Here is an 18,857-nt window from a genome sequence, read left to right on the forward strand (position 1 = left end):
CGGTGCAGGGCCCGGGGGAACCGCCGGGCATTGCTGCCGAGCTGTGACATCCCTTAAGGGAATTCTGCGGGAACCCGGAGGGGTTTCGGGCCGGGGCGTGGGTCTTCCGGCGGATGGCGGTAGCACTTGAGGAGGACGCGCGGCTCGTACGGTGCCTCGCCCGTGGGGCGTCGGGTCTCTCGACTCTCCGACGCCCCACGGGGGGCGGGCCGGTCCGGAATACGGGGGAGCCGGACCGGGCCGTGGGGCCGGCCTGTGGAAACTGCCGTCGATGGGCACCGACGGGACCGGACACGCCGACGTGGCCCGATGTGTCCACGGTAGATGTAATGCGCCATCAACATGATCCATTCTGCGCAGTGGGTATCCGGAACACGCTGCGGATTCCCGTTCCGGCGCGCCATCAGGCAATTTCCGACCGGCCCGGCGGAATGATTCCGGGCCCGGCCACCGGGCCGAGCGGCTGCCGGGGGTCGAACGGCCGCCGGGCTTCCCGGCGTCCGGTAGCCGGGGGCCCTCCAGCCCTCCAGCTCACCGGCTCGGACTCAGGGCGTGTGGAGCGTCTGCGAGGGGGTCTCGCCGAAGCGGGCCCGGTAACTGCTCGCGAACCGGCCCAGATGTACAAAGCCCCAGCGGTACGCCGCCTCGCCCACACTCAGCTCTCCGGGTCCGGAGTGCCGCAGATCGTCCCGTACGCGGCACAGCCGTACGTCGCGCAGGTAGGCCATCGGCGACATGCCGACGTGCCGGCGGAAGCCCTCCTGGAGCCAGCGCACGCTGACCTGACCGATCGCTGCCAGCTCGGCGGTGTTGAAGGCGTGTTCCGGATGCGCCTGGATGGCGTCCACGACGCGCTTGACGGCGACCGGCCGTAACGACGGGGTCGGCGCCATGAGTTCGTCGCGGTGCCGGTGGCCGGCCGCCAGCAACAGGCCGTTCAGCAGCGTCTCCTGGAGCGGCTTGACCACCAGGGGCTGACCGAGCAGGCCGGGGTGGTCACGCATGTCATGGACGGCCAGCTTCACCAGCCGGGTCCAACTGCGCCCCGGCCCCTGCGAGACGTCGAACTCGGGGGAGAAGCGGACCGGTCTGCGGATGGGCCGGCCGAGCAACTGCTCCAGGTGCTGTTCCAGCGCCGCCGCGTCGATCTTCACCGCCAGCAGCCGGCAGTCACGGCTCCATCGGTCGATCGTGGTGTCACCGTCCGGCTGGAAGACGGCGGCCCGGGAGGACGTGGCGGTGGCCGGGCCGGGGACGTGGCGGCCCTGCCGCCAGGACATGTGCCCGGTCAGCAGCACGTCCACGTGGTACGAGCCCAGCTCGCCGAAGCGCGCCCGCAGTTCCGTACCGAAGCTGCACTCCCCGAGGGTCAGCGGACCCAGCCGGACGATGTCGAAGCGCGCGTCGAGGGCGTCCCCTGGGTCGAGCTGGTCGAGGGAATTGGCGTAGTACGTCTCGCTGATCACCGTACGGGCCTCTTCGAGGTCCGCGGTCCGGAAGGACAAGGGCAGCGAGACCGGCGCCGGTGCCGGGCGCGCGGGCATCTGCAGGAAGCTCCTTTCCCATCCCATGAAGACGGGGCTTCCAGGCATGCGCAGACGCAGCCACTTCGAACGAACCCCCGATAACAGGATAGGCACCCGCCACGACGAACGGTGCATACCTCATCAAGTGCCCGCCCCGACTCCGGATCCGGCCCCCCGAAGAAGCGCCACCAACGCCCCCACGCCCAGGCCGGGCCCGCCCCGGTGCCGGCCCCGGGAACAGCGAGCCGTACCAACCCGCCCAGCACACCGGGCTTGCCTGCTGACTGCCGCCCGCAGTGATTACCTTGATGGGATGATTAGGGCATGCCCGGAGTGAGCGTTATGCCGAGTTCCCAAGAAGTAAGCAAAAACGCCCCTCTCGCCAACCGTTAGCCCAGGTCAGCTCCTGTGGTCCCCGCGTGCGCGGGGGTGGTCCCCAGCCTGACTGGGAAGTCGACGTTCTTGCCGTGTGGTCCCCGCGCACGCGGGGATCGTTTCGTCAGTGCCGTCAGGTGCTGATGCCCCCGTTCAGGGCATCGGCCCGGCCCGCTCAGTGGGCCGTGCGTATCAGGGAGCGCGAGAGGCGGGCCTGTGCGCGCAGGATGTGGGGGCCGGTCCACAGGGCCAGGAGGATCTCCAGTATGCCGAGCCCGGCTGCCCAGTCGGCCGAGACCTGGCTCGTCAGGGGCAGGAACAGGTACCAGCTTCCGTCCCAGGCGGAGACGACCGTCTGCCAGATGAACGGCAGCACGATGCCGAACAGGCCGTGCGCCAGCATCGCGAAGGGCAGCAGGGCCAGCAGCCCGCCGGCCGTCACGGCGACCTGTGCCCAGGCCAGTTCCCGCCAGGTCGACGGGCGCTTGAGCAGGCCCAGCACGCGGGAGAAGGCGGTGGGCCGGCCCTCGGCCGCCCCCGCGACGCGTGCGTCGTTCTCGTAGCCGTTTCGGTGCCCGTACCCGTACCCGTATCCGTCCTGGTGCCCGGCCTCGTATTCATCGATGAGACCACGGCCTCCGGTGTCCGACCGGCCGTCGGCTATGCCGGACCAGCGTCGGCCGAGGGCGAGTTGCCGGCCGGCCAGGGCGTGGAGGCCGCGCGACAGGGCCGGTACGAGAGCGAAGCCGACCCATACGACCAGCAGCACCATCGCGGTGATCAGCAGCCAGGACAGCACCGCCGCGGCCACCCCGAGCCCCAGCAGTGCCAGGCCGCGCCAGGGGGCGAGCAGCCGCCCGCCGAGGCCCGGCCGCCAGGTGGGAGCCTCGCGCCCCGTACGCGCCGCCGTACGCAGCGCCGTGGTGCCCGCGGTGTGTTCCGTCATCGTGCCGCTCCCCGTGATCGTCTCGTCGGAACGGCTGATTCCGTGCTCGCCCCGCACAGATCATTGTGCGGGTTCCGGGCGTCGCCAACAGTAGGGTTGTCCCCCCTGTTTTCCCTGACGCGTACCCCCGACGTCCCTGATATCCCCGTCACCCCCGATGCCCCCGTCTCTCCTGATGGGGCCCGGTCCCGTCGGGCGTACCTCTATCCGAGAGCCCCCGGAGCGCCCGGAGCCACGGCCTCCAGTGCGTCCACGCTGCCGGACATGATCGTGCGGATGTGTGCGGTGATGTGTTCGGCGGGCCAGTCCCACCAGGCCAGAGCGAGCAGGCGCGCCACGTCCGCGTCGTCGAAACGGCGGCGGATGAGCCGGGCCGGGTTGCCCCCGACCACGCCGTAGTCGGGAACGTCGTCGACCACGACGGAGCCCGAGGCGATGACCGCGCCGTGGCCGATGCGGACCCCCGGCATCACCGTCGACCCGTAGCCGAACCAGACGTCGTTGCCGACGACGGTGTCACCCCGTCCCGGCAGGTCGGTGATGAGGTCGAAATGGTCGGCCCACGAGCCGCCCATGATGGGGAAGGGGAAGGTCGAAGGCCCGTCCATCCGGTGGTTGGCGCCGTTCATGATGAACCGCGTGCCTTCGCCCAGCGCGCAGAACTTGCCGATGACCAGCTTCTCCGGCCCGTAGTGATACAGCACGTTCCGGGTTTCGAACGCCGTCGGGTCGTCCGGGTCGTCGTAGTAGGAGTACTCCCCGACCTCGATCAGTGGCGAGGTGACCAGGGGTTTGAGCAGTACCACCCGGGGCTGTCCGGGCATGGGGTGCAGCGCGGTCGGGTCGGCGGGAACGGCGGGCATCGGTGGACCGGTCTCCTTACGTGTCGCAGCACGGCCGCTCCATGATCACAAACATCCCCCGGCACCGCTCGTGGTTTCCCGGACGGCCCTGGGGCCACCCGACTCCGGGATGCGACGGGATGCGACGGGATGCGACGGGATGCAACGGGATGCAACGGGATGCAACGGGATGCGACGAAACGCGACATGACGACGGCCGGCCCCGCGCCTGCGGGACCGGCCGTCGCCGTATCAAGGGGACCAGAGGGGAACCAGAAGGAACCCGGAGGAACCGGGAGGAACCCGGAGCTACTTCACCGGCTCGGGCTCCGGCGCGTCGGCCGTGGCCGCCGTACCGCCGCCGTCCCCGTCACCACCGTCCGTCGCCCCGGCGCCCACCGGCGTCCTGACCGACTCCAGCAGCAACTGGGCCACGTCCACGACCTGCACGGACTCCTTGGCCTTGCCGTCGTTCTTCTTCCCGTTGACGGAGTCCGTCAGCATGACCAGGCAGAACGGGCAGGCGGTGGAGACGATGTCGGGGTTCAGGGAGAGCGCCTCGTCCACGCGCTCGTTGTTGATGCGCTTGCCGATCCGCTCCTCCATCCACATACGGGCGCCGCCGGCGCCGCAGCAGAAGCCGCGCTCCTTGTGGCGGTGCATCTCCTCGTTCCGCAGGCCGGGCACCTTGGCGATGATCTCGCGCGGCGGTGTGTAGACCTTGTTGTGGCGGCCGAGGTAGCAGGGGTCGTGGTACGTGATCAGGCCCTCGACCGGGGTGACGGGGATGAGCTTGCCCTCGTCGACCAGGTGCTGGAGCAACTGCGTGTGGTGGATGACCTCGTACTCGCCGCCGAGCTGCGGGTACTCGTTGGCGATGGTGTTGAAGCAGTGCGGGCAGGTCGCGACGATCTTCTTCTTGGACTTCGGGACGGTCACGCCCTCGTCCGCGTCCTCACCGAACGCCATGTTCAGCATCTCGACGTTCTGCTGACCGAGCTGCTGGAAGAGGAACTCGTTGCCCAGGCGGCGGGCCGAGTCACCGGTGCACGCCTCGTCGCCGCCCATGATCGCGAACTTCACGCCCGCCATGTGCAGCAGCTCGGCGAAGGCCTTGGTGGTCTTCTTGGCCCGGTCCTCCAGGGCGCCCGCGCAGCCGACCCAGTACAGGTAGTCGACCTCGGTGAGGTCCTCGATGTCCTTGCCGACGACCGGGACCTCGAAGTCGACCTCCTTGGTCCAGGCAAGACGCTGCTTCTTGGCCAGGCCCCAGGGGTTGCCCTTCTTCTCCAGGTTCTTGAGCATCGTGCCGGCCTCGCTGGGGAAGCTGGACTCGATCATCACCTGGTAGCGGCGCATGTCGACGATGTGGTCGACGTGCTCGATGTCCACCGGGCACTGCTCCACGCACGCGCCGCAGGTGGTGCAGGACCACAGGACGTCGGGGTCGATGACGCCGTTCTCTTCGAGGGTGCCGACCAGGGGGCGCTCGGCCTCGGCCAGCGCCTTGGCGGGCACCTCGGCCAACTGCTCGGCGGTGGCCTTCTCGTTGCCCTCGGCGTCCTTGCCGCCGCCCGCGAGGAGGTACGGCGCCTTGGCGTACGCGTGGTCGCGCAGCGCCATGATCAGCAGCTTGGGGGACAGCGGCTTGCCGGTGTTCCAGGCCGGGCACTGCGACTGGCAGCGTCCGCACTCGGTGCAGGTGGAGAAGTCGAGGATGCCCTTCCAGGAGAAGTGCTCGATCTGGGAGACGCCGAACTGGTCGTCCTCGCCCGGGTCCTCGAAGTCGATCGGCTTGCCCGCGCTGGTCATCGGCGGGAGCGCGCCGAGCGCCACGTCTCCGTCCGCCTCGCGCTTGAACCAGATGTTGGGGAAGGCCAGGAAGCGGTGCCAGGCGACACCCATGTCCGTCTTCAGCGCGACGGTGATCATCCAGATGAAGGACGTCGCGATCTTGATCATCGCGAAGAGGTAGGTCAGGTTCTGCAGGGTGCCGAGGCTCAGGCCCTTGAAGGCGGCGATCAGCGGGTACGAGGCGAAGAAGCCGACCTCGTAGCTGTCCACGCCGTGCTGGGCGCCCTCCAGCGCGCGCAGCGTCAGGATGCACACGCCGACGATGAGGATGACGGCCTCGACGAAGTACGCCTGGCCGAAGTTGGAACCCGCGAAGCGGGACTTGCGGCCGGGCTTGCCCGGCTTGCTGAGCTGCCGGACGACGATCAGGGTGATGATGCCGAGCGTGGTCATCAGGCCGATGAACTCGGTGAAGATCTCCCACGGCAGCCAGTCGCCGATCACCGGGATGAGCCAGTCGGCCTTGAAGAGCTGGCCGATGGCGTTGACGATCGTCAGCAGCAGGGAGAAGAAGCCCACCGCCACGAACCAGTGCGCCACGCCGACGACGCCCCACTTGTTCATCCTGGTGTGGCCCAGGAACTCCTTGGCCACGGTGATGGTGCGCTGCTTGGGGTCGTCGGTCCGCGAGCCGGCGGGTACGGGCTGGCCGAGCCGCACGAAGCGGTAGATCTGTGCGATGGCACGGCCGAACAGTGCGACGCCCACCACGATGAGGACCAGCGACACGATGATCGCGGCGAGTTGCATGGGTGGCTCCTCGGGCCTGCGAGTGCGGGAGATTTCGGGGAAGAGAAGAGTTCTGAAGGGATTACTAAGCAGTAACTTTTCAGGTCTGCCGCTGAGGTTACCCAGTATTGCGGGCGCCATGAAGCCGCCCGGCCGGTGATCTGTGTCGCGAAGGCAACCCTCTCCGTACGCGTCGCGTCCCGCTTGCATGTAGGGCCCGTATAAAAGCTGAGCGGCCCTGACTCAGGTCTGTTGACAGGCTGGGATCCGTGCTGCACCCTTGAGCCAGATCCACTCAAGTCAGTTCCTGGAGGAATCGAAATGGCACGTGCGGTCGGCATCGACCTGGGCACGACGAACTCCGTCGTCAGTGTTCTCGAAGGCGGTGAGCCCACCGTCATCACCAACGCCGAGGGCGCCAGGACCACGCCGTCCGTCGTCGCCTTCGCCAAGAACGGCGAGGTGCTGGTCGGCGAGGTCGCCAAGCGCCAGGCGGTCACCAACGTCGACAGGACCATCCGGTCGGTCAAGCGCCACATGGGCACCGACTGGAAGATCAACATCGATGGCAAGGACTTCAACCCGCAGCAGATGAGCGCCTTCATCCTGCAGAAGCTCAAGCGGGACGCGGAGGCCTACCTCGGTGAGAAGGTCGTGGACGCGGTCATCACCGTGCCGGCGTACTTCAACGACTCCGAGCGCCAGGCCACCAAGGAGGCCGGCGAGATCGCGGGTCTGAACGTCCTGCGCATCGTCAACGAGCCGACCGCCGCCGCGCTGGCCTACGGCCTGGAGAAGGACGACCAGACCATCCTGGTCTTCGACCTCGGTGGCGGCACCTTCGACGTCTCGCTGCTGGAGATCGGCGACGGCGTCGTCGAGGTGAAGGCCACCAACGGCGACAACCACCTCGGTGGTGACGACTGGGACCAGCGCGTCGTCGACTACCTGGTCAAGCAGTTCCAGAACGGCCACGGCGTCGACCTGTCCAAGGACAAGATGGCGCTCCAGCGTCTGCGCGAGGCCGCGGAGAAGGCGAAGATCGAGCTGTCGTCCTCGACCGAGACGACGATCAACCTGCCTTACATCACCGCCTCCGCCGAGGGCCCGCTGCACCTGGACGAGAAGCTCACCCGCGCCCAGTTCCAGCAGCTCACCGCGGACCTCCTGGAGCGCTGCAAGACCCCGTTCCACAACGTCATCAAGGACGCGGGCATCCAGCTCTCCGAGATCGACCACGTGGTCCTGGTCGGCGGCTCGACCCGTATGCCGGCCGTCGCCGAGCTCGTCAAGGAGCTGACCGGTGGCAAGGAGGCCAACAAGGGCGTCAACCCGGACGAGGTCGTGGCGATCGGTGCGTCGCTGCAGGCCGGTGTCCTCAAGGGTGAGGTCAAGGACGTCCTGCTGCTGGACGTCACCCCGCTGTCCCTGGGCATCGAGACCAAGGGCGGCATCATGACCAAGCTGATCGAGCGGAACACCACGATCCCGACCAAGCGCTCGGAGATCTTCACCACCGCCGAGGACAACCAGCCCTCCGTGCAGATCCAGGTCTACCAGGGCGAGCGCGAGATCGCGGCGTACAACAAGAAGCTCGGCATGTTCGAGCTGACCGGTCTGCCGCCGGCCCCGCGCGGCGTCCCGCAGATCGAGGTCACCTTCGACATCGACGCCAACGGCATCATGCACGTCGCCGCCAAGGACCTGGGCACGGGCAAGGAGCAGAAGATGACCGTCACCGGCGGCTCCGCGCTGCCCAAGGACGACATCGACCGCATGATGCGCGAGGCCGAGCAGTACGCGGAGGAGGACCACAAGCGCCGCGAGGCCGCCGAGACCCGCAACCAGGCCGAGCAGCTCGTCTACCAGACGGAGAAGTTCCTCAAGGACAACGAGGAGAAGATCCCTGCCGAGGTGAAGACCGAGGTGGAGACCGCCGTCGGTGAGCTGAAGGACAAGCTCAAGGGCGAGGACACCGCCGAGATCCGCACCGCGACCGAGAAGGTCGCCGCGGTCAGCCAGAAGCTGGGCCAGGCCCTGTACGCCGACGCCCAGGCGGCCGGTGGCGCGGCGGGCGCCGGGGGCGCCGCCGGCGGCGACCAGCCCAAGGCCGAGGACGACGTGGTGGACGCCGAGATCGTCGACGACGAGAAGCCGAAGAAGGATGGTGCGGCGTGACGGAGGAGACCCCGGGCTTCGAGGAGAAGCCCGACGTCCCCACCGACGCCGCAGCCCCTGACGACGCGGCGCAGGGCGCCGGGTCCGCCGACAAGGCGGGCCCGGCCCCGGCCGGGGACGCGAACCAGACGAACGAGGACGTAGCCCTCACCGCGCAGTTGGACCAGGCCCGTACGGCGCTCAACGAGCGCACGTCCGACCTCCAGCGCCTCCAGGCGGAGTACCAGAACTACCGCCGCCGGGTGGAGCGGGACCGGGTCGCCGTCAAGGAGATCGCCGCGGCGAACCTCCTGTCCGAGCTGCTGCCGACGCTGGACGACATCGGCCGCGCCCGTGAGCACGGCGAGCTGGTCGGCGGCTTCAAGTCGGTGGCCGAGTCGCTGGAGACCGTGGTCGCCAAGCTGGGCCTCCAGCAGTTCGGCAAGGAGGGCGAGCCCTTCGACCCGACGATCCACGAGGCCCTGATGCACTCCTACGCTCCGGATGTCTCGGAGACCACGTGCGTCGCCATCCTGCAGCCCGGGTATCGCATCGGTGACCGGACGATCCGCCCCGCGCGGGTCGCGGTGGCCGAGCCGCAGCCGGGCGCCCAGCCCGGCGCGGGCAGCGGCAAGGCGGGCTCCGGCGGCTCCGAGGACGACGCCAAGTCCAAGGCTTCGGACGAGGAGAGCGGTGGCCCGGAAGAGGGCTGACGTGCGCACGCGTGAGGAATCGGTACGGGAGGAGGGACGTCGGGGATGAGCACCAAGGACTTCGTGGAGAAGGACTTCTACAAGGTCCTCGGCGTCCCGAAGGACGCCACCGAAGCAGAGATCAAGAAGGCGTACCGCAAGCTCGCCCGTGAGTTCCACCCGGACGCCAACAAGGGCGACTCCAAGGCCGAGGAGCGCTTCAAGGAGATCTCCGAGGCGAACGACGTCCTGGGGGACCCCAAGCGCCGCAAGGAGTACGACGAGGCGCGGGCGCTGTTCGGCAACGGCGGCTTCCGGGCCGGTCCGGGCGGCGGGGGCGGCGGCTCCTTCAACTTCGACCTGGGCGACCTCTTCGGAGGCGGCCAGGGCGGGGGGCAGGGCGGCGGCTTCGGCGGCGGCCTCGGGGACGTCTTCGGCGGCCTGTTCAACCGCGGCGGTACGGGAACCCGTACGCAGCCCAGGCGCGGCCAGGACATCGAGTCCGAGGTGACGCTCAGCTTCACCGAGGCGGTGGACGGGGCCACGGTCCCGCTGCGGATGTCCAGCCAGGCTCCCTGCAAGGCGTGTTCGGGCACCGGCGACAAGAACGGCACACCCCGCGTGTGCCCGACCTGCGTGGGCACCGGCCAGGTCTCCCGCGGCGGCGGTGGCGGCTTCTCGCTCACCGACCCGTGCGTGGACTGCAAGGGCCGCGGCCTGATCGCCGAGAACCCCTGCGAGGTCTGCAAGGGCAGCGGGCGGGCCACCAGCTCCCGCACGATGCAGGTACGTATCCCCGCGGGCGTCTCCGACGGGCAGCGCATCCGGCTGCGCGGCAAGGGCGCCCCCGGGGAGCGAGGCGGCCCCAACGGCGATCTGTATGTCGTCGTGCACGTGGGCAAACACCCCGTGTTCGGCCGCAAGGGCGACAACCTCACCGTCACCGTGCCCGTCACCTTCCCGGAGGCGGCGCTCGGCGGCGAGGTACGGGTCCCGACCCTGGGCGGCCCGCCGGTCACCCTCAAGATCCCGGCCGGTACGCCCAACGGCCGTACGATGCGTGCCCGGGGCAAGGGTGCGGTACGCAAGGACGGCACCCGCGGGGACCTGCTGGTCACCGTCGAGGTGATGGTCCCCAAGGTGCTCGGCGACAAGGCCAGGGAGTCGCTGGAGTCCTACCGGGAGGCGACCGCGGACCAGGATCCGCGGGCGGAACTGTTCCAGGCCGCGAAGGGAGCTTGAGATGGACGGCCGTGGCGGGCGGAGTCGTAACCCGTATGAACTGACCGAAGAGTCGCCGGTCTACGTCATCTCCGTCGCGGCTCAGCTCTCGGGCCTGCACCCGCAGACCCTGCGGCAGTACGACCGCCTCGGCCTGGTCTCCCCGGACCGTACGGCCGGGCGCGGTCGCCGCTATTCGGCCCGGGACATCGAACTGCTCCGGGAAGTCCAGCGGCTGTCGCAGGACGAGGGCATCAACCTCGCCGGCATCAAGCGCATCATCGAACTGGAGAACCAGGTCGCGGCCCTGCGCCAGCGGGTCGCCGAACTCCAGCACGCGGTGGAGGGCGCCGCGGTGGCCATGCAGCAGCGCGAGGCCGCCGTCCACGCCTCCTACCGCCGCGACCTGGTTCCCTACCAGGACGTCCAGCAGACCAGCGCCCTGGTCGTCTGGCGCCCCAAGCGCCCGACCGACTGAGGCCCGGACCCTGGACTCCGGGCCCCGGACCCTGGACCGGGCCAAGCCTCGAAGACCCGTCACCTCAGTGGTGACGGGTCTCGGTTTTTTTCAGCTGTCCGGGCCGCCGCGGCCGTATCGGGACCTGGGGGCGGGGGCGGTCCCGGGGGTGAGGCGTAGCCGCAGGCGTGGCAGATCTTCCAGCCGTCCTGGTTCACGGCGAGGGGGCCGCCGCAGCGGGGGCACGTTTCGGCGTGGGGGCGGGGGCGGGAGTCCGTGGAAGGCCGCGGCCTGGTTGCCGTCGTGTGCGTTTTTGACCCCATGAGACCCTCCAATTGACGGACCGGCTCCGAAGTGGTTCGGATTCTGGGCCGTTCTGTTCACAACCTGGTTAGCAGGTCGGGGAAAGGGACGGAACCAGGCGGTCCGGAACCGGCCAGGCGGGCGGTGGCCACGCAGGGATGCGGCGTCGCGTGGTTGAAGGGAAACGCGAGGGCGAGGGGTCCGCGGCGGGGTGCGGGAGGTGTCGCGGGGCGGCGAGGGGCGTGAATCGGGAGCCAGGACGGTGCGTACGCGCCCGCTCGGAGTCCCCACCAAGCCCCTGTGAAGCCGCTGTGCCGATGAGAATGTCGTAACTGCGTAGGGCGCGGGTGCGGCCGTCAGGACCGTTCGGGGCGCGGCATGCGGCATGCGGCACGCGGAACGCAGAGCGCAGGCGCGGTGTGCTCAGACGTTGCCGAGCGCCTTGGTGACCGCTATCTCGATGAGCACCCGCTCCGGGTTGGGCGTCGGCGTGCGGCCGTACCGCTGCGCGTAGCGCCGTACCGCGTCGGCCACCGCCTCCGCATCCGTACGCACCCGCGCCACGCCCTCCAGCGTCGCCCACCGCCCCCGGTCCACCTGGCACACCGCCACCCGCGCGCCCTCCGGGCCCGCGGCACGGATGTTGGCGATCTTGGCGCTGGTCCGGCGGGTGATGACCCGCGCCGTGCGCTGCGCCGCGTCGAAGGTGACACCGACCGGGACGACGTGCGGGGTGCCGTCGCGGCGCAGCGTGGTGAGCGTGCACATCAGGTGCTTGTCCCAGAAGGCGACGTATTCGGGGCTGAGGGCGTCCAGATCGTGAGCCATGCCGGAAGCGTAAACGGCGGGCAGGTCAGAGGAAGTCGGAGGTGTCGAGGTCGAAGGAGAAGGGGGCGGGGAGGGGGACGGGTTTGCCGAAGAGGGCGGAGTGGAGGACGGCGTAGTCGTCACCGGAGGGCTCGGCGAAGAGCGTGGCCGTGTCCTCGTCGCGGTCGACGAGCAGGTAGAGAGGGGTACCGGCGCGGGCGTAGGAGTGCCGCTTCCAGATGCGGTCGCCTTCCGGGCGGGTGGAGGTGACCTCGACGACCATGGCGACGCCCTCGCTGCGCATCCAGCGAGGCGCCTGCCGGAACAGACGCAGTTCGCGGGGCGCGAAGGTGGCGTCAGGGATCACGTGATCCTTGGCCGGCCTGGCTCCGGTTCGCAGCTTGATGCCTTTGTTGCCGGACACGTCCATGTCGGTCGCGGACTTGCGCAGCACCTGCCTGATGAGCGTGCTCAGACAGTCCTCGTGCTCGCCGTCCGGAGCTGGTGCCACGACGATCTCCCCCTCGATGAGCTCGGCCCGGAATCCCTCGGGGAGCTCCAGGTCGAGGAAGTAATCCAGGAGGATCTTTTCACTCGTGGGCATCGGCGCGTGTGCCACAGCCGTCATGCTGCACCCCCTTGTGGTCGATGGCCAGCTTCACCGGGCGGCGGCGGTGGCGTAGGTGAGTTCGCCTCGCTTCACCCCTAAGAGTTCAAGATCGACACTGGTTGACCGGGTCCGCGCAGGGCATCCGAATCAGCCTTGAGTGGAATAGACTCAACTTATCGCACGTTGGTAAGAGCAGGACTGTCAGGATTGGCCCCGCCGTACAGCGAGCACCCGTACGCAGGGCACGCCACAGCACAAGAAGGAGCGCGAGGTCGTGGACGCCGAGCTGACCAACAAGAGCCGGGAGGCGCTGAGCGCCGCCAACGAGCGGGCGGTGACCGCCGGGCACGCGGACCTGACGTCCGCGCACCTGCTGCTCGCGCTGCTGGCCGGGCAGGAGAACGACAACATCATGGACCTGCTGGCGGCCGTGGAGGCGGACGCCGCCACGCTGCGGTCGGAGGCCGAGCGGCAGCTCGCCGGGCTGCCCAGTGTGCAGGGGTCCACCGTCGCGCCGCCGCAGCCCGACCGCGACCTGCTGGCCGTCATCGCCGACGCCAAGCAGCGCGCCAAGGAGCTGGGCGACGCCTATATTTCCACCGAGCATCTGCTCATCGGCATCGCCGCCAAGGGCGGCCGGACCGGGGAGCTGCTGGAGCGGCAGGGCGCCTCGGCGAAGAACCTGCTGAAGGCGTTCGAGGAGAGCAGGGGCGGACAGCGGGTGACCAACGCGGACCCGGAGGGCACGTACAAGGCGCTGGAGAAGTTCGGTACGGACTTCACGGCCGCCGCCCGTGAGGGCAAGCTCGACCCGGTCATCGGCCGGGACCAGGAGATCCGCCGCGTGGTGCAGGTGCTCTCGCGGCGTACGAAGAACAACCCGGTGCTGATCGGCGAGCCCGGCGTCGGCAAGACCGCCGTCGTGGAGGGCCTGGCGCAGCGGATAGTCAAGGGCGACGTCCCCGAGTCGCTGCGCGACAAGCGGCTGGTCTCCCTGGACCTGGGCGCGATGGTGGCCGGGGCGAAGTACCGCGGTGAGTTCGAGGAGCGGCTCAAGACCGTACTGGCGGAGATCAAGTCCAGCGACGGGCAGATCATCACGTTCATCGACGAGCTGCACACCGTCGTGGGCGCGGGCGCCGGCGGCGACTCCGCGATGGACGCGGGCAACATGCTCAAGCCCATGCTGGCCCGCGGCGAGCTGCGGATGGTCGGCGCGACGACGCTGGACGAGTACCGCGAGCGCATCGAGAAGGACCCGGCGCTGGAGCGGCGCTTCCAGCAGGTGCTGGTGGCCGAGCCGAGCGTGGAGGACACCGTCGCGATCCTGCGCGGCCTCAAGGGGCGGTACGAGGCACACCACAAGGTGCAGATCGCCGACTCCGCGCTGGTGGCCGCCGCCACCCTCTCCGACCGGTACATCACCTCCCGCTTCCTGCCCGACAAGGCCATCGACCTGGTGGACGAGGCGGCTTCCCGGCTCCGTATGGAGATCGACTCCTCGCCCGTGGAGATCGACGAGCTCCAGCGCGCCGTGGACCGGCTGCGCATGGAGGAGCTGGCGCTGCGCAACGAGACCGACGCCGGCTCCGTGCAGCGGCTGGAGAAGCTGCGCAAGGACCTCGCCGACAAGGAGGAGGAGCTGCGCGGCCTGACCGCCCGCTGGGAGAAGGAGAAGCAGGGCCTGAACCGGGTCGGTGAGCTGAAGGAGAAGCTGGACGACCTGCGCGGCCAGGCCGAACGTGCCCAGCGCGACGGCGACTTCGACACCGCCTCCAAGCTGCTGTACGGGGAGATCCCGGGCCTGGAACGGGAGCTGGAGGAGGCCGCCCGCGCGGAGGCCGAACAGCAGGAGGCGTCCAAGGACGGAGGCGGCGACGCCAAGGGCCCCATGGTCAAGGAGGAGGTCGGTCCCGACGACATCGCCGATGTGGTCGGCGCCTGGACCGGTATCCCGGCCGGGCGTCTCCTGGAGGGCGAGACGCAGAAGCTGCTGCGCATGGAGCAGGAGCTGGGCAAGCGGCTGATCGGCCAGGCCGAGGCCGTACGGGCGGTGTCCGACGCCGTACGCCGTACGCGTGCCGGCATCGCCGACCCCGACCGCCCACCGGCTCCTTCCTCTTCCTCGGCCCGACCGGCGTCGGCAAGACCGAGCTGGCCAAGGCGCTCGCGGACTTCCTCTTCGACGACGAGCGGGCGATGGTCCGCATCGACATGAGTGAGTACAGCGAGAAGCACAGCGTGGCGCGGCTGGTCGGGGCGCCGCCCGGCTACGTCGGCTACGAGGAGGGCGGCCAGCTCACCGAGGCGGTGCGCCGGCGCCCGTACAGCGTCGTCCTGCTGGACGAGGTGGAGAAGGCGCACCACGAGGTCTTCGACATCCTGCTCCAGGTGCTGGACGACGGGCGGCTGACGGACGGCCAGGGCCGCACCGTCGACTTCCGCAACACCATCCTCATCCTCACCTCCAACCTCGGCTCCACCTTCCTGATGGACCCGCTGCTGAAGGAGGAACAGAAGAAGGAAAAGGTGCTGGAGACCGTACGGAGCGCCTTCCGGCCGGAGTTCCTCAACCGGCTGGACGACCTGGTGGTCTTCCATCCGCTGGGCACCGACCAGCTCCAGCGGATCGCCCGCCTCCAGATCGGCCACCTCCAGCGCCGGCTGGCCGACCGCAGGCTGACGCTGGACGTCACGGACGCGGCCCTGACCTGGCTCGCCTGGCTCGGCCAGGAGCCGGTCATCGACCGTCCGGAGGCGCTGTCCCCGGGCTCCCCGGACACCTCGGGTACGTCGGGTACGTCGGGTACGTCGGGTACATCGGTCTCCTCGGGGCCCGACCTGTCCTACGGCGCCCGTCCGCTGCGCCGCCTGGTCCAGACGGCCATCGGCGACCAGCTCGCCCGGGCGATCCTGGCGGGCGAGGTACGGGACGGCGACACGGTACGGGTGGACGTGGACCCGCGGGAGCGCGACCGGCTGGTGGTGGAGCGGGCCGGGTGATTCGGGCCGGAGGGCACGGGCCCGGGTGACGCGGGCCGGGCGATACGGGTGCACACGTCCTGGTGGAATCCTTCCGCCGGGACGTGTGCGACGCGGTCCGCGGCGCGGCGCCGGCGCGATGTGTCGACCTGGTGACGGCACCGCGCTTGCCATACAGGGGCGGGGATGGTGGAGGATGGCCAGGACCATACGAAGGGAATTCCACGGTGAGCATCGACCCGTCCTCGATTCCGAATTTCGGGGGCCAGCCCGAACCTCAGCCGTCGGGGCCTGATGGTCCCGTCGTGCCCGACCAGGATCTGGTCAAGCAGCTCCTCGAACAGATGGAGCTGAAGTACGTAGTCGACGACGAGGGAGACCTCGCCGCCCCGTGGGAGCAGTTCCGCACGTACTTCATGTTCCGCGGCGAGGAGGAGCAGCAGATCTTCTCCGTCCGCACGTTCTACGACCGTCCGCACGGCATCGACGACAAGCCGAAGCTGCTGGAGGCGATCGACGACTGGAACCGCCGGACCCTGTGGCCGAAGGCGTACACCCACACCCACGACGACGGCACCGTCCGTCTGATCGGTGAGGCGTCGATGCTGATCGGCACCGGCGTCGCGCTCGAACACTTCGTGTCGAGCACGGTGAGCTGGATCCGCGCGTCGATCGAGTTCGACCGGTGGATCATCGAGCAGCTCGGTCTGGAGTCCGAGATCGAAGGCGGCTCGGACGAGAAGCCGGGTGACGAGGAGGCCTGAGCCTCCGAGAGGCGCGAGCCTCTCGCCACGATCGGCGATCGGCAACAAGTGATCAGTGATCGGTGACCGGTGACCGGTGATCGGTGAACAGCGATTGACGATCGCTGGTTCAGCGCTTGCGGGCCCCTGGGACGGCTGCGCGCGGTAAGACGCGCGCGGCGTTCCGGGGGCCCGATCGCGTTCCGGGGGCCCGGTCGCATCGAGGGCGTCATGCGACCTTGGGCGCGGCGCGCATCCCGATGTAGACGCATTCGGTGCCGTCGGACAGCGTGGAGAACACCACGGGCATCCAGTCCTCGCTGAAGGACGGCCCGGCGCCCGTACCGGCGAAGACCGTCTCGGTCACCGGCAGCAGGTCGATCTCCAGCGCCGGGGAGAAGTCCTTCATCCCGTCGACGAACTCGTAGCGCAGGTGCGGTGCGCCGTCACGCTCGCTGACGGTGATCACGACGCCCGCCCGCTTGTACGTGCCCAGGAGCGCGGCCAGGTTCACGGCCGGCGGCTGGGCCGCCGGCGCGAAGGCGTCGGGCATCCTGACGCCGGCCAGCTCCGCGAGCAGTTCCCGCAAGAGCGCGGCGTAGACCTGGCGGGCGCCGCCGCCGTTGGTGAGCAGGGCGATGGCCACCCCCGCGCCGGGGACGACGCGCAGGTAGGCGTACTGGCCGATGGAGGCGCCGTCGTGGCCGAAGCCCGGGGTGCCGAACCAGTCGTACAGGGTCCAGCCCAGTCCCCAGCCGTCGGCGCTGACGGTCCACTTGTCCGGGACGTCGACCTCCCGGCGCTGCATGGCGGTGACGGTCTCGGGGGCCAGTACGGGGGTGCCGTCCGGTGCCGTGCCGCCGTCCAGGTGCATCCGGGCCAGCCGCACCACGTCGGCGGCGCTGGCGATGACCCGTCCGTACGGGCCGGCCGAGCGCGGCATGAGGTCCCAGGCCGGCGCCGGGTCCGGGTCCGTACCCGGCTCTCCCAGGTGCCCCATGGCGGCGCGGAACCGCAGCGCCTCCTCGGGCAGCGTCATGGTGTGGGTGAGGCCGAGCGGGGTCAGGAGGAGCTCTTTGAGCGCCTCGTCCCAGGTGCGGCCGGTCAGCACCTCGACGATGCGGCCCAGCACGTTGTACCCGACGCTGCTGTAGGAGACCGCAGTCCCGGGCGGGCAGTCCAGCGCGACCGTCTTCGCCGCCTCGACGTAGCGGGCCAGGCAGTCGTCGCCGCGCCCGCTGTCGTGGGTGAAGTCGCAGGTCAGGCCACTGGTGTGGCTGAGGAGCTGACGGGTGGTGATCCGCTTGGTGGCTTCGGGGTCGGCCGTGGCGAACTCCGGCAGAACCTCCACCACCGGCGCGTCCAGGTCCAGGGCGCCGGATTCGGCGAGCCGCATCACCAGCGTGGCGGTGTAGACCTTCGCGATCGAGCCGAGCTGGAAGACCGAGTCGGTGGTCACCTCCACGCCGGTGCCCCGGTGAAGTACGCCGGTGGCCAGGGAGTGGATGTCGCCGCCGGCGAGTACGGCCAGGGACGCGCCCGGGACGTGGTGGGCGGCGCACAGCTCGGTGAGGCGTGCCTGCCAGTGGTCGATGTCGAAGCTCATGCCGGTTCCCCTGCCCTTTGTGTGTCTGTGGTGCGTACGGCTGCCTGTCGTGTACGACCGGCCGCTGCGTACGGCGTGCTCTCGTTGCGAACACCGTACGCAAGGGGAGTGGCGTGCGCAAGTGCGTACGTCGTGCGCTACGGTGCGGGGAGACGAAAAGGAGGCCCTGTGTCAGCCGATGAGCAGAAGATCCCCTCTGTGTGGGCGCGACCGCGCCGACAGCGGGAACAGCCCGCACTGAGCCGGGAGCAGATCGTCTCCGAGGCGGTCGGGCTGCTCGACGCCGAGGGCCTGGAAGCCCTGAGCATGCGGCGCCTGGGCACCCGGCTGGGCGCCGGCGCCACCTCCCTCTACCGGCACGTGGCCAACAAGGACGAGCTGATCGAGCTGGTCGTGGACGAGGTCTACGGCGAACTGGAGGTGCCGGACGCGGAAGATCCGGCGAGCTGGCGGGCGGCGGCCGGGCGCAGTGCGCACAGCCTCCGGGAGATGACGCTGCGGCATCCCTGGGTCGCCTCGGTGCTCGGCCAGGTCGGCCTGGCGCACCTCGGGCCCAACCTGACGCGCGTATCGGAGCGGATGCTCGCCGTCTTCCAGGCCGCGGGCTTCACCGTGGAGGAGGCCGACCGTGCGATGAGCACCGTCATCGCGTACGTCATCGGGATGACCACCAGCGAAGCCGCGTACCTGTCCATGCTCGCCCGCAGTGGGCGCAGTGAGCGGGAGTGGCTGGAGCAGCTTCGGCCGGCCGCCGAAGAAGCCGTACGCGACCATCCGCGGCTGAGTGAGGGGTACGCCGCCCAGCACGGCAAGGACCCGCGGGAAATGCGCGACGAGAACTTCACCTACGGGCTCGACCGCGTCCTGGACGGCCTGGAGGTCCGGCTGCGGAGCGTTACGGGCGCCGGGAGCTGACACGACGGGAGGTGCGGGCGGTGCGGCGGCCCGGCCGTCGCCCGCACGCCCTCATAGGCGCATAGACGCATGGGCGCATAGACGCATAGGGA

The 18,857-nt window shown here is 69.7% G+C and carries 13 protein-coding genes and 1 pseudogene; 7 read left to right on the forward strand and 7 right to left on the reverse strand.

The window, feature by feature from the left end; translation table 11 throughout:
- Positions 1-545: 545 nt before the first annotated feature.
- From KGS77_RS18050 to KGS77_RS18065, 4 genes are all read right to left on the reverse strand, one after another.
- Positions 546-1,544, reverse strand: a complete 999-nt coding sequence (locus KGS77_RS18050; RefSeq protein ID WP_242583077.1) for an AraC family transcriptional regulator — start codon at positions 1,542-1,544, stop codon at positions 546-548.
- 532 nt (positions 1,545-2,076) lie between these two features.
- Positions 2,077-2,847, reverse strand: coding sequence for a sensor domain-containing protein (locus tag KGS77_RS18055; RefSeq protein ID WP_242583080.1), 771 nt, complete (start codon positions 2,845-2,847; stop codon positions 2,077-2,079).
- Positions 2,848-3,050: 203 nt separating this feature from the next.
- On the reverse strand, positions 3,051-3,710 hold the full coding sequence (locus KGS77_RS18060; protein WP_242583082.1) for a CatB-related O-acetyltransferase: 660 nt from the start codon (positions 3,708-3,710) through the stop codon (positions 3,051-3,053).
- Between the two features lie 288 nt (positions 3,711-3,998).
- Positions 3,999-6,293 carry a (Fe-S)-binding protein gene (locus KGS77_RS18065; RefSeq protein WP_242583085.1) on the reverse strand — a complete coding sequence of 765 codons (2,295 nt, stop codon included), beginning with the start codon at positions 6,291-6,293 and terminating at the stop codon, positions 3,999-4,001.
- A 300-nt stretch (positions 6,294-6,593) separates the two neighbouring features.
- Here KGS77_RS18065 and dnaK point away from each other — a divergent pair, with 300 nt between their 5' ends.
- The 4 genes from dnaK to KGS77_RS18085 are packed head-to-tail and all read left to right on the forward strand — an operon-like array spanning position 6,594 to position 10,820.
- Positions 6,594-8,450 carry a molecular chaperone DnaK gene (gene dnaK, locus KGS77_RS18070; protein WP_242583097.1) on the forward strand — a complete coding sequence of 619 codons (1,857 nt, stop codon included), beginning with the start codon at positions 6,594-6,596 and terminating at the stop codon, positions 8,448-8,450.
- A complete protein-coding gene (gene grpE, locus KGS77_RS18075; protein WP_242583100.1) occupies positions 8,447-9,142 on the forward strand; it encodes a nucleotide exchange factor GrpE in 696 nt (231 codons plus the stop codon). The genes dnaK and grpE overlap by 4 nt, the downstream gene beginning before the upstream one ends.
- A 45-nt stretch (positions 9,143-9,187) precedes the next feature.
- Entirely contained in the window at positions 9,188-10,363 is a 1,176-nt protein-coding gene (dnaJ, locus tag KGS77_RS18080) for a molecular chaperone DnaJ (protein ID WP_242583102.1), read from the forward strand.
- Position 10,364: 1 nt separating this feature from the next.
- Positions 10,365-10,820, forward strand: coding sequence for a helix-turn-helix domain-containing protein (locus KGS77_RS18085; protein ID WP_242583104.1), 456 nt, complete (start codon positions 10,365-10,367; stop codon positions 10,818-10,820).
- Positions 10,821-11,525: 705 nt separating this feature from the next.
- Here the strand turns inward: KGS77_RS18085 and KGS77_RS18090 are convergent.
- Both KGS77_RS18090 and KGS77_RS18095 read right to left on the reverse strand, forming a co-directional pair.
- Positions 11,526-11,930: a TIGR03618 family F420-dependent PPOX class oxidoreductase gene (locus KGS77_RS18090; RefSeq protein ID WP_242583106.1), complete on the reverse strand. Its 405-nt coding sequence runs from the start codon at positions 11,928-11,930 to the stop codon at positions 11,526-11,528.
- 25 nt (positions 11,931-11,955) lie between these two features.
- Complete coding sequence (locus tag KGS77_RS18095) at positions 11,956-12,537, reverse strand: Uma2 family endonuclease (protein WP_242583108.1); 582 nt, start codon at positions 12,535-12,537, stop codon at positions 11,956-11,958.
- A 256-nt stretch (positions 12,538-12,793) separates the two neighbouring features.
- On the opposite strand from KGS77_RS18095, the pseudogene KGS77_RS18100 reads away from it, so the two are divergent.
- Positions 12,794-15,522: pseudogene (locus KGS77_RS18100) on the forward strand (AAA family ATPase).
- Positions 15,523-15,728: 206 nt separating this feature from the next.
- Positions 15,729-16,265 carry a YbjN domain-containing protein gene (locus KGS77_RS18105; protein WP_242583110.1) on the forward strand — a complete coding sequence of 179 codons (537 nt, stop codon included), beginning with the start codon at positions 15,729-15,731 and terminating at the stop codon, positions 16,263-16,265.
- A 208-nt stretch (positions 16,266-16,473) separates the two neighbouring features.
- Here the strand turns inward: KGS77_RS18105 and KGS77_RS18110 are convergent, their stop codons facing one another.
- On the reverse strand, positions 16,474-17,850 hold the full coding sequence (locus KGS77_RS18110) for a serine hydrolase domain-containing protein (protein WP_242583112.1): 1,377 nt from the start codon (positions 17,848-17,850) through the stop codon (positions 16,474-16,476).
- Positions 17,851-18,018: 168 nt separating this feature from the next.
- On the opposite strand from KGS77_RS18110, the gene KGS77_RS18115 reads away from it, so the two are divergent.
- Positions 18,019-18,765, forward strand: coding sequence for a TetR/AcrR family transcriptional regulator (locus KGS77_RS18115; protein WP_242583114.1), 747 nt, complete (start codon positions 18,019-18,021; stop codon positions 18,763-18,765).
- Positions 18,766-18,857: the final 92 nt, after the last annotated feature.

It is taken from the genome of Streptomyces sp. MST-110588 (assembly GCF_022695595.1).
Classification (GTDB): domain Bacteria; phylum Actinomycetota; class Actinomycetes; order Streptomycetales; family Streptomycetaceae; genus Streptomyces.

Coding starts and splice junctions, on each gene's coding strand:
- KGS77_RS18090 (WP_242583106.1), bottom strand. CDS start 11,930: ATGGCTCACGATCTGGACGCCCTCAGCCCCGAATACGTCGCCTTCTGG.
- KGS77_RS18085 (WP_242583104.1), top strand. CDS start 10,365: ATGGACGGCCGTGGCGGGCGGAGTCGTAACCCGTATGAACTGACCGAA.
- KGS77_RS18060 (WP_242583082.1), bottom strand. CDS start 3,710: ATGCCCGCCGTTCCCGCCGACCCGACCGCGCTGCACCCCATGCCCGGA.
- KGS77_RS18065 (WP_242583085.1), bottom strand. CDS start 6,293: ATGCAACTCGCCGCGATCATCGTGTCGCTGGTCCTCATCGTGGTGGGC.
- KGS77_RS18110 (WP_242583112.1), bottom strand. CDS start 17,850: ATGAGCTTCGACATCGACCACTGGCAGGCACGCCTCACCGAGCTGTGC.
- KGS77_RS18055 (WP_242583080.1), bottom strand. CDS start 2,847: ATGACGGAACACACCGCGGGCACCACGGCGCTGCGTACGGCGGCGCGT.
- KGS77_RS18050 (WP_242583077.1), bottom strand. CDS start 1,544: ATGCCCGCGCGCCCGGCACCGGCGCCGGTCTCGCTGCCCTTGTCCTTC.
- KGS77_RS18095 (WP_242583108.1), bottom strand. CDS start 12,537: ATGACGGCTGTGGCACACGCGCCGATGCCCACGAGTGAAAAGATCCTC.
- dnaJ (WP_242583102.1), top strand. CDS start 9,188: ATGAGCACCAAGGACTTCGTGGAGAAGGACTTCTACAAGGTCCTCGGC.
- dnaK (WP_242583097.1), top strand. CDS start 6,594: ATGGCACGTGCGGTCGGCATCGACCTGGGCACGACGAACTCCGTCGTC.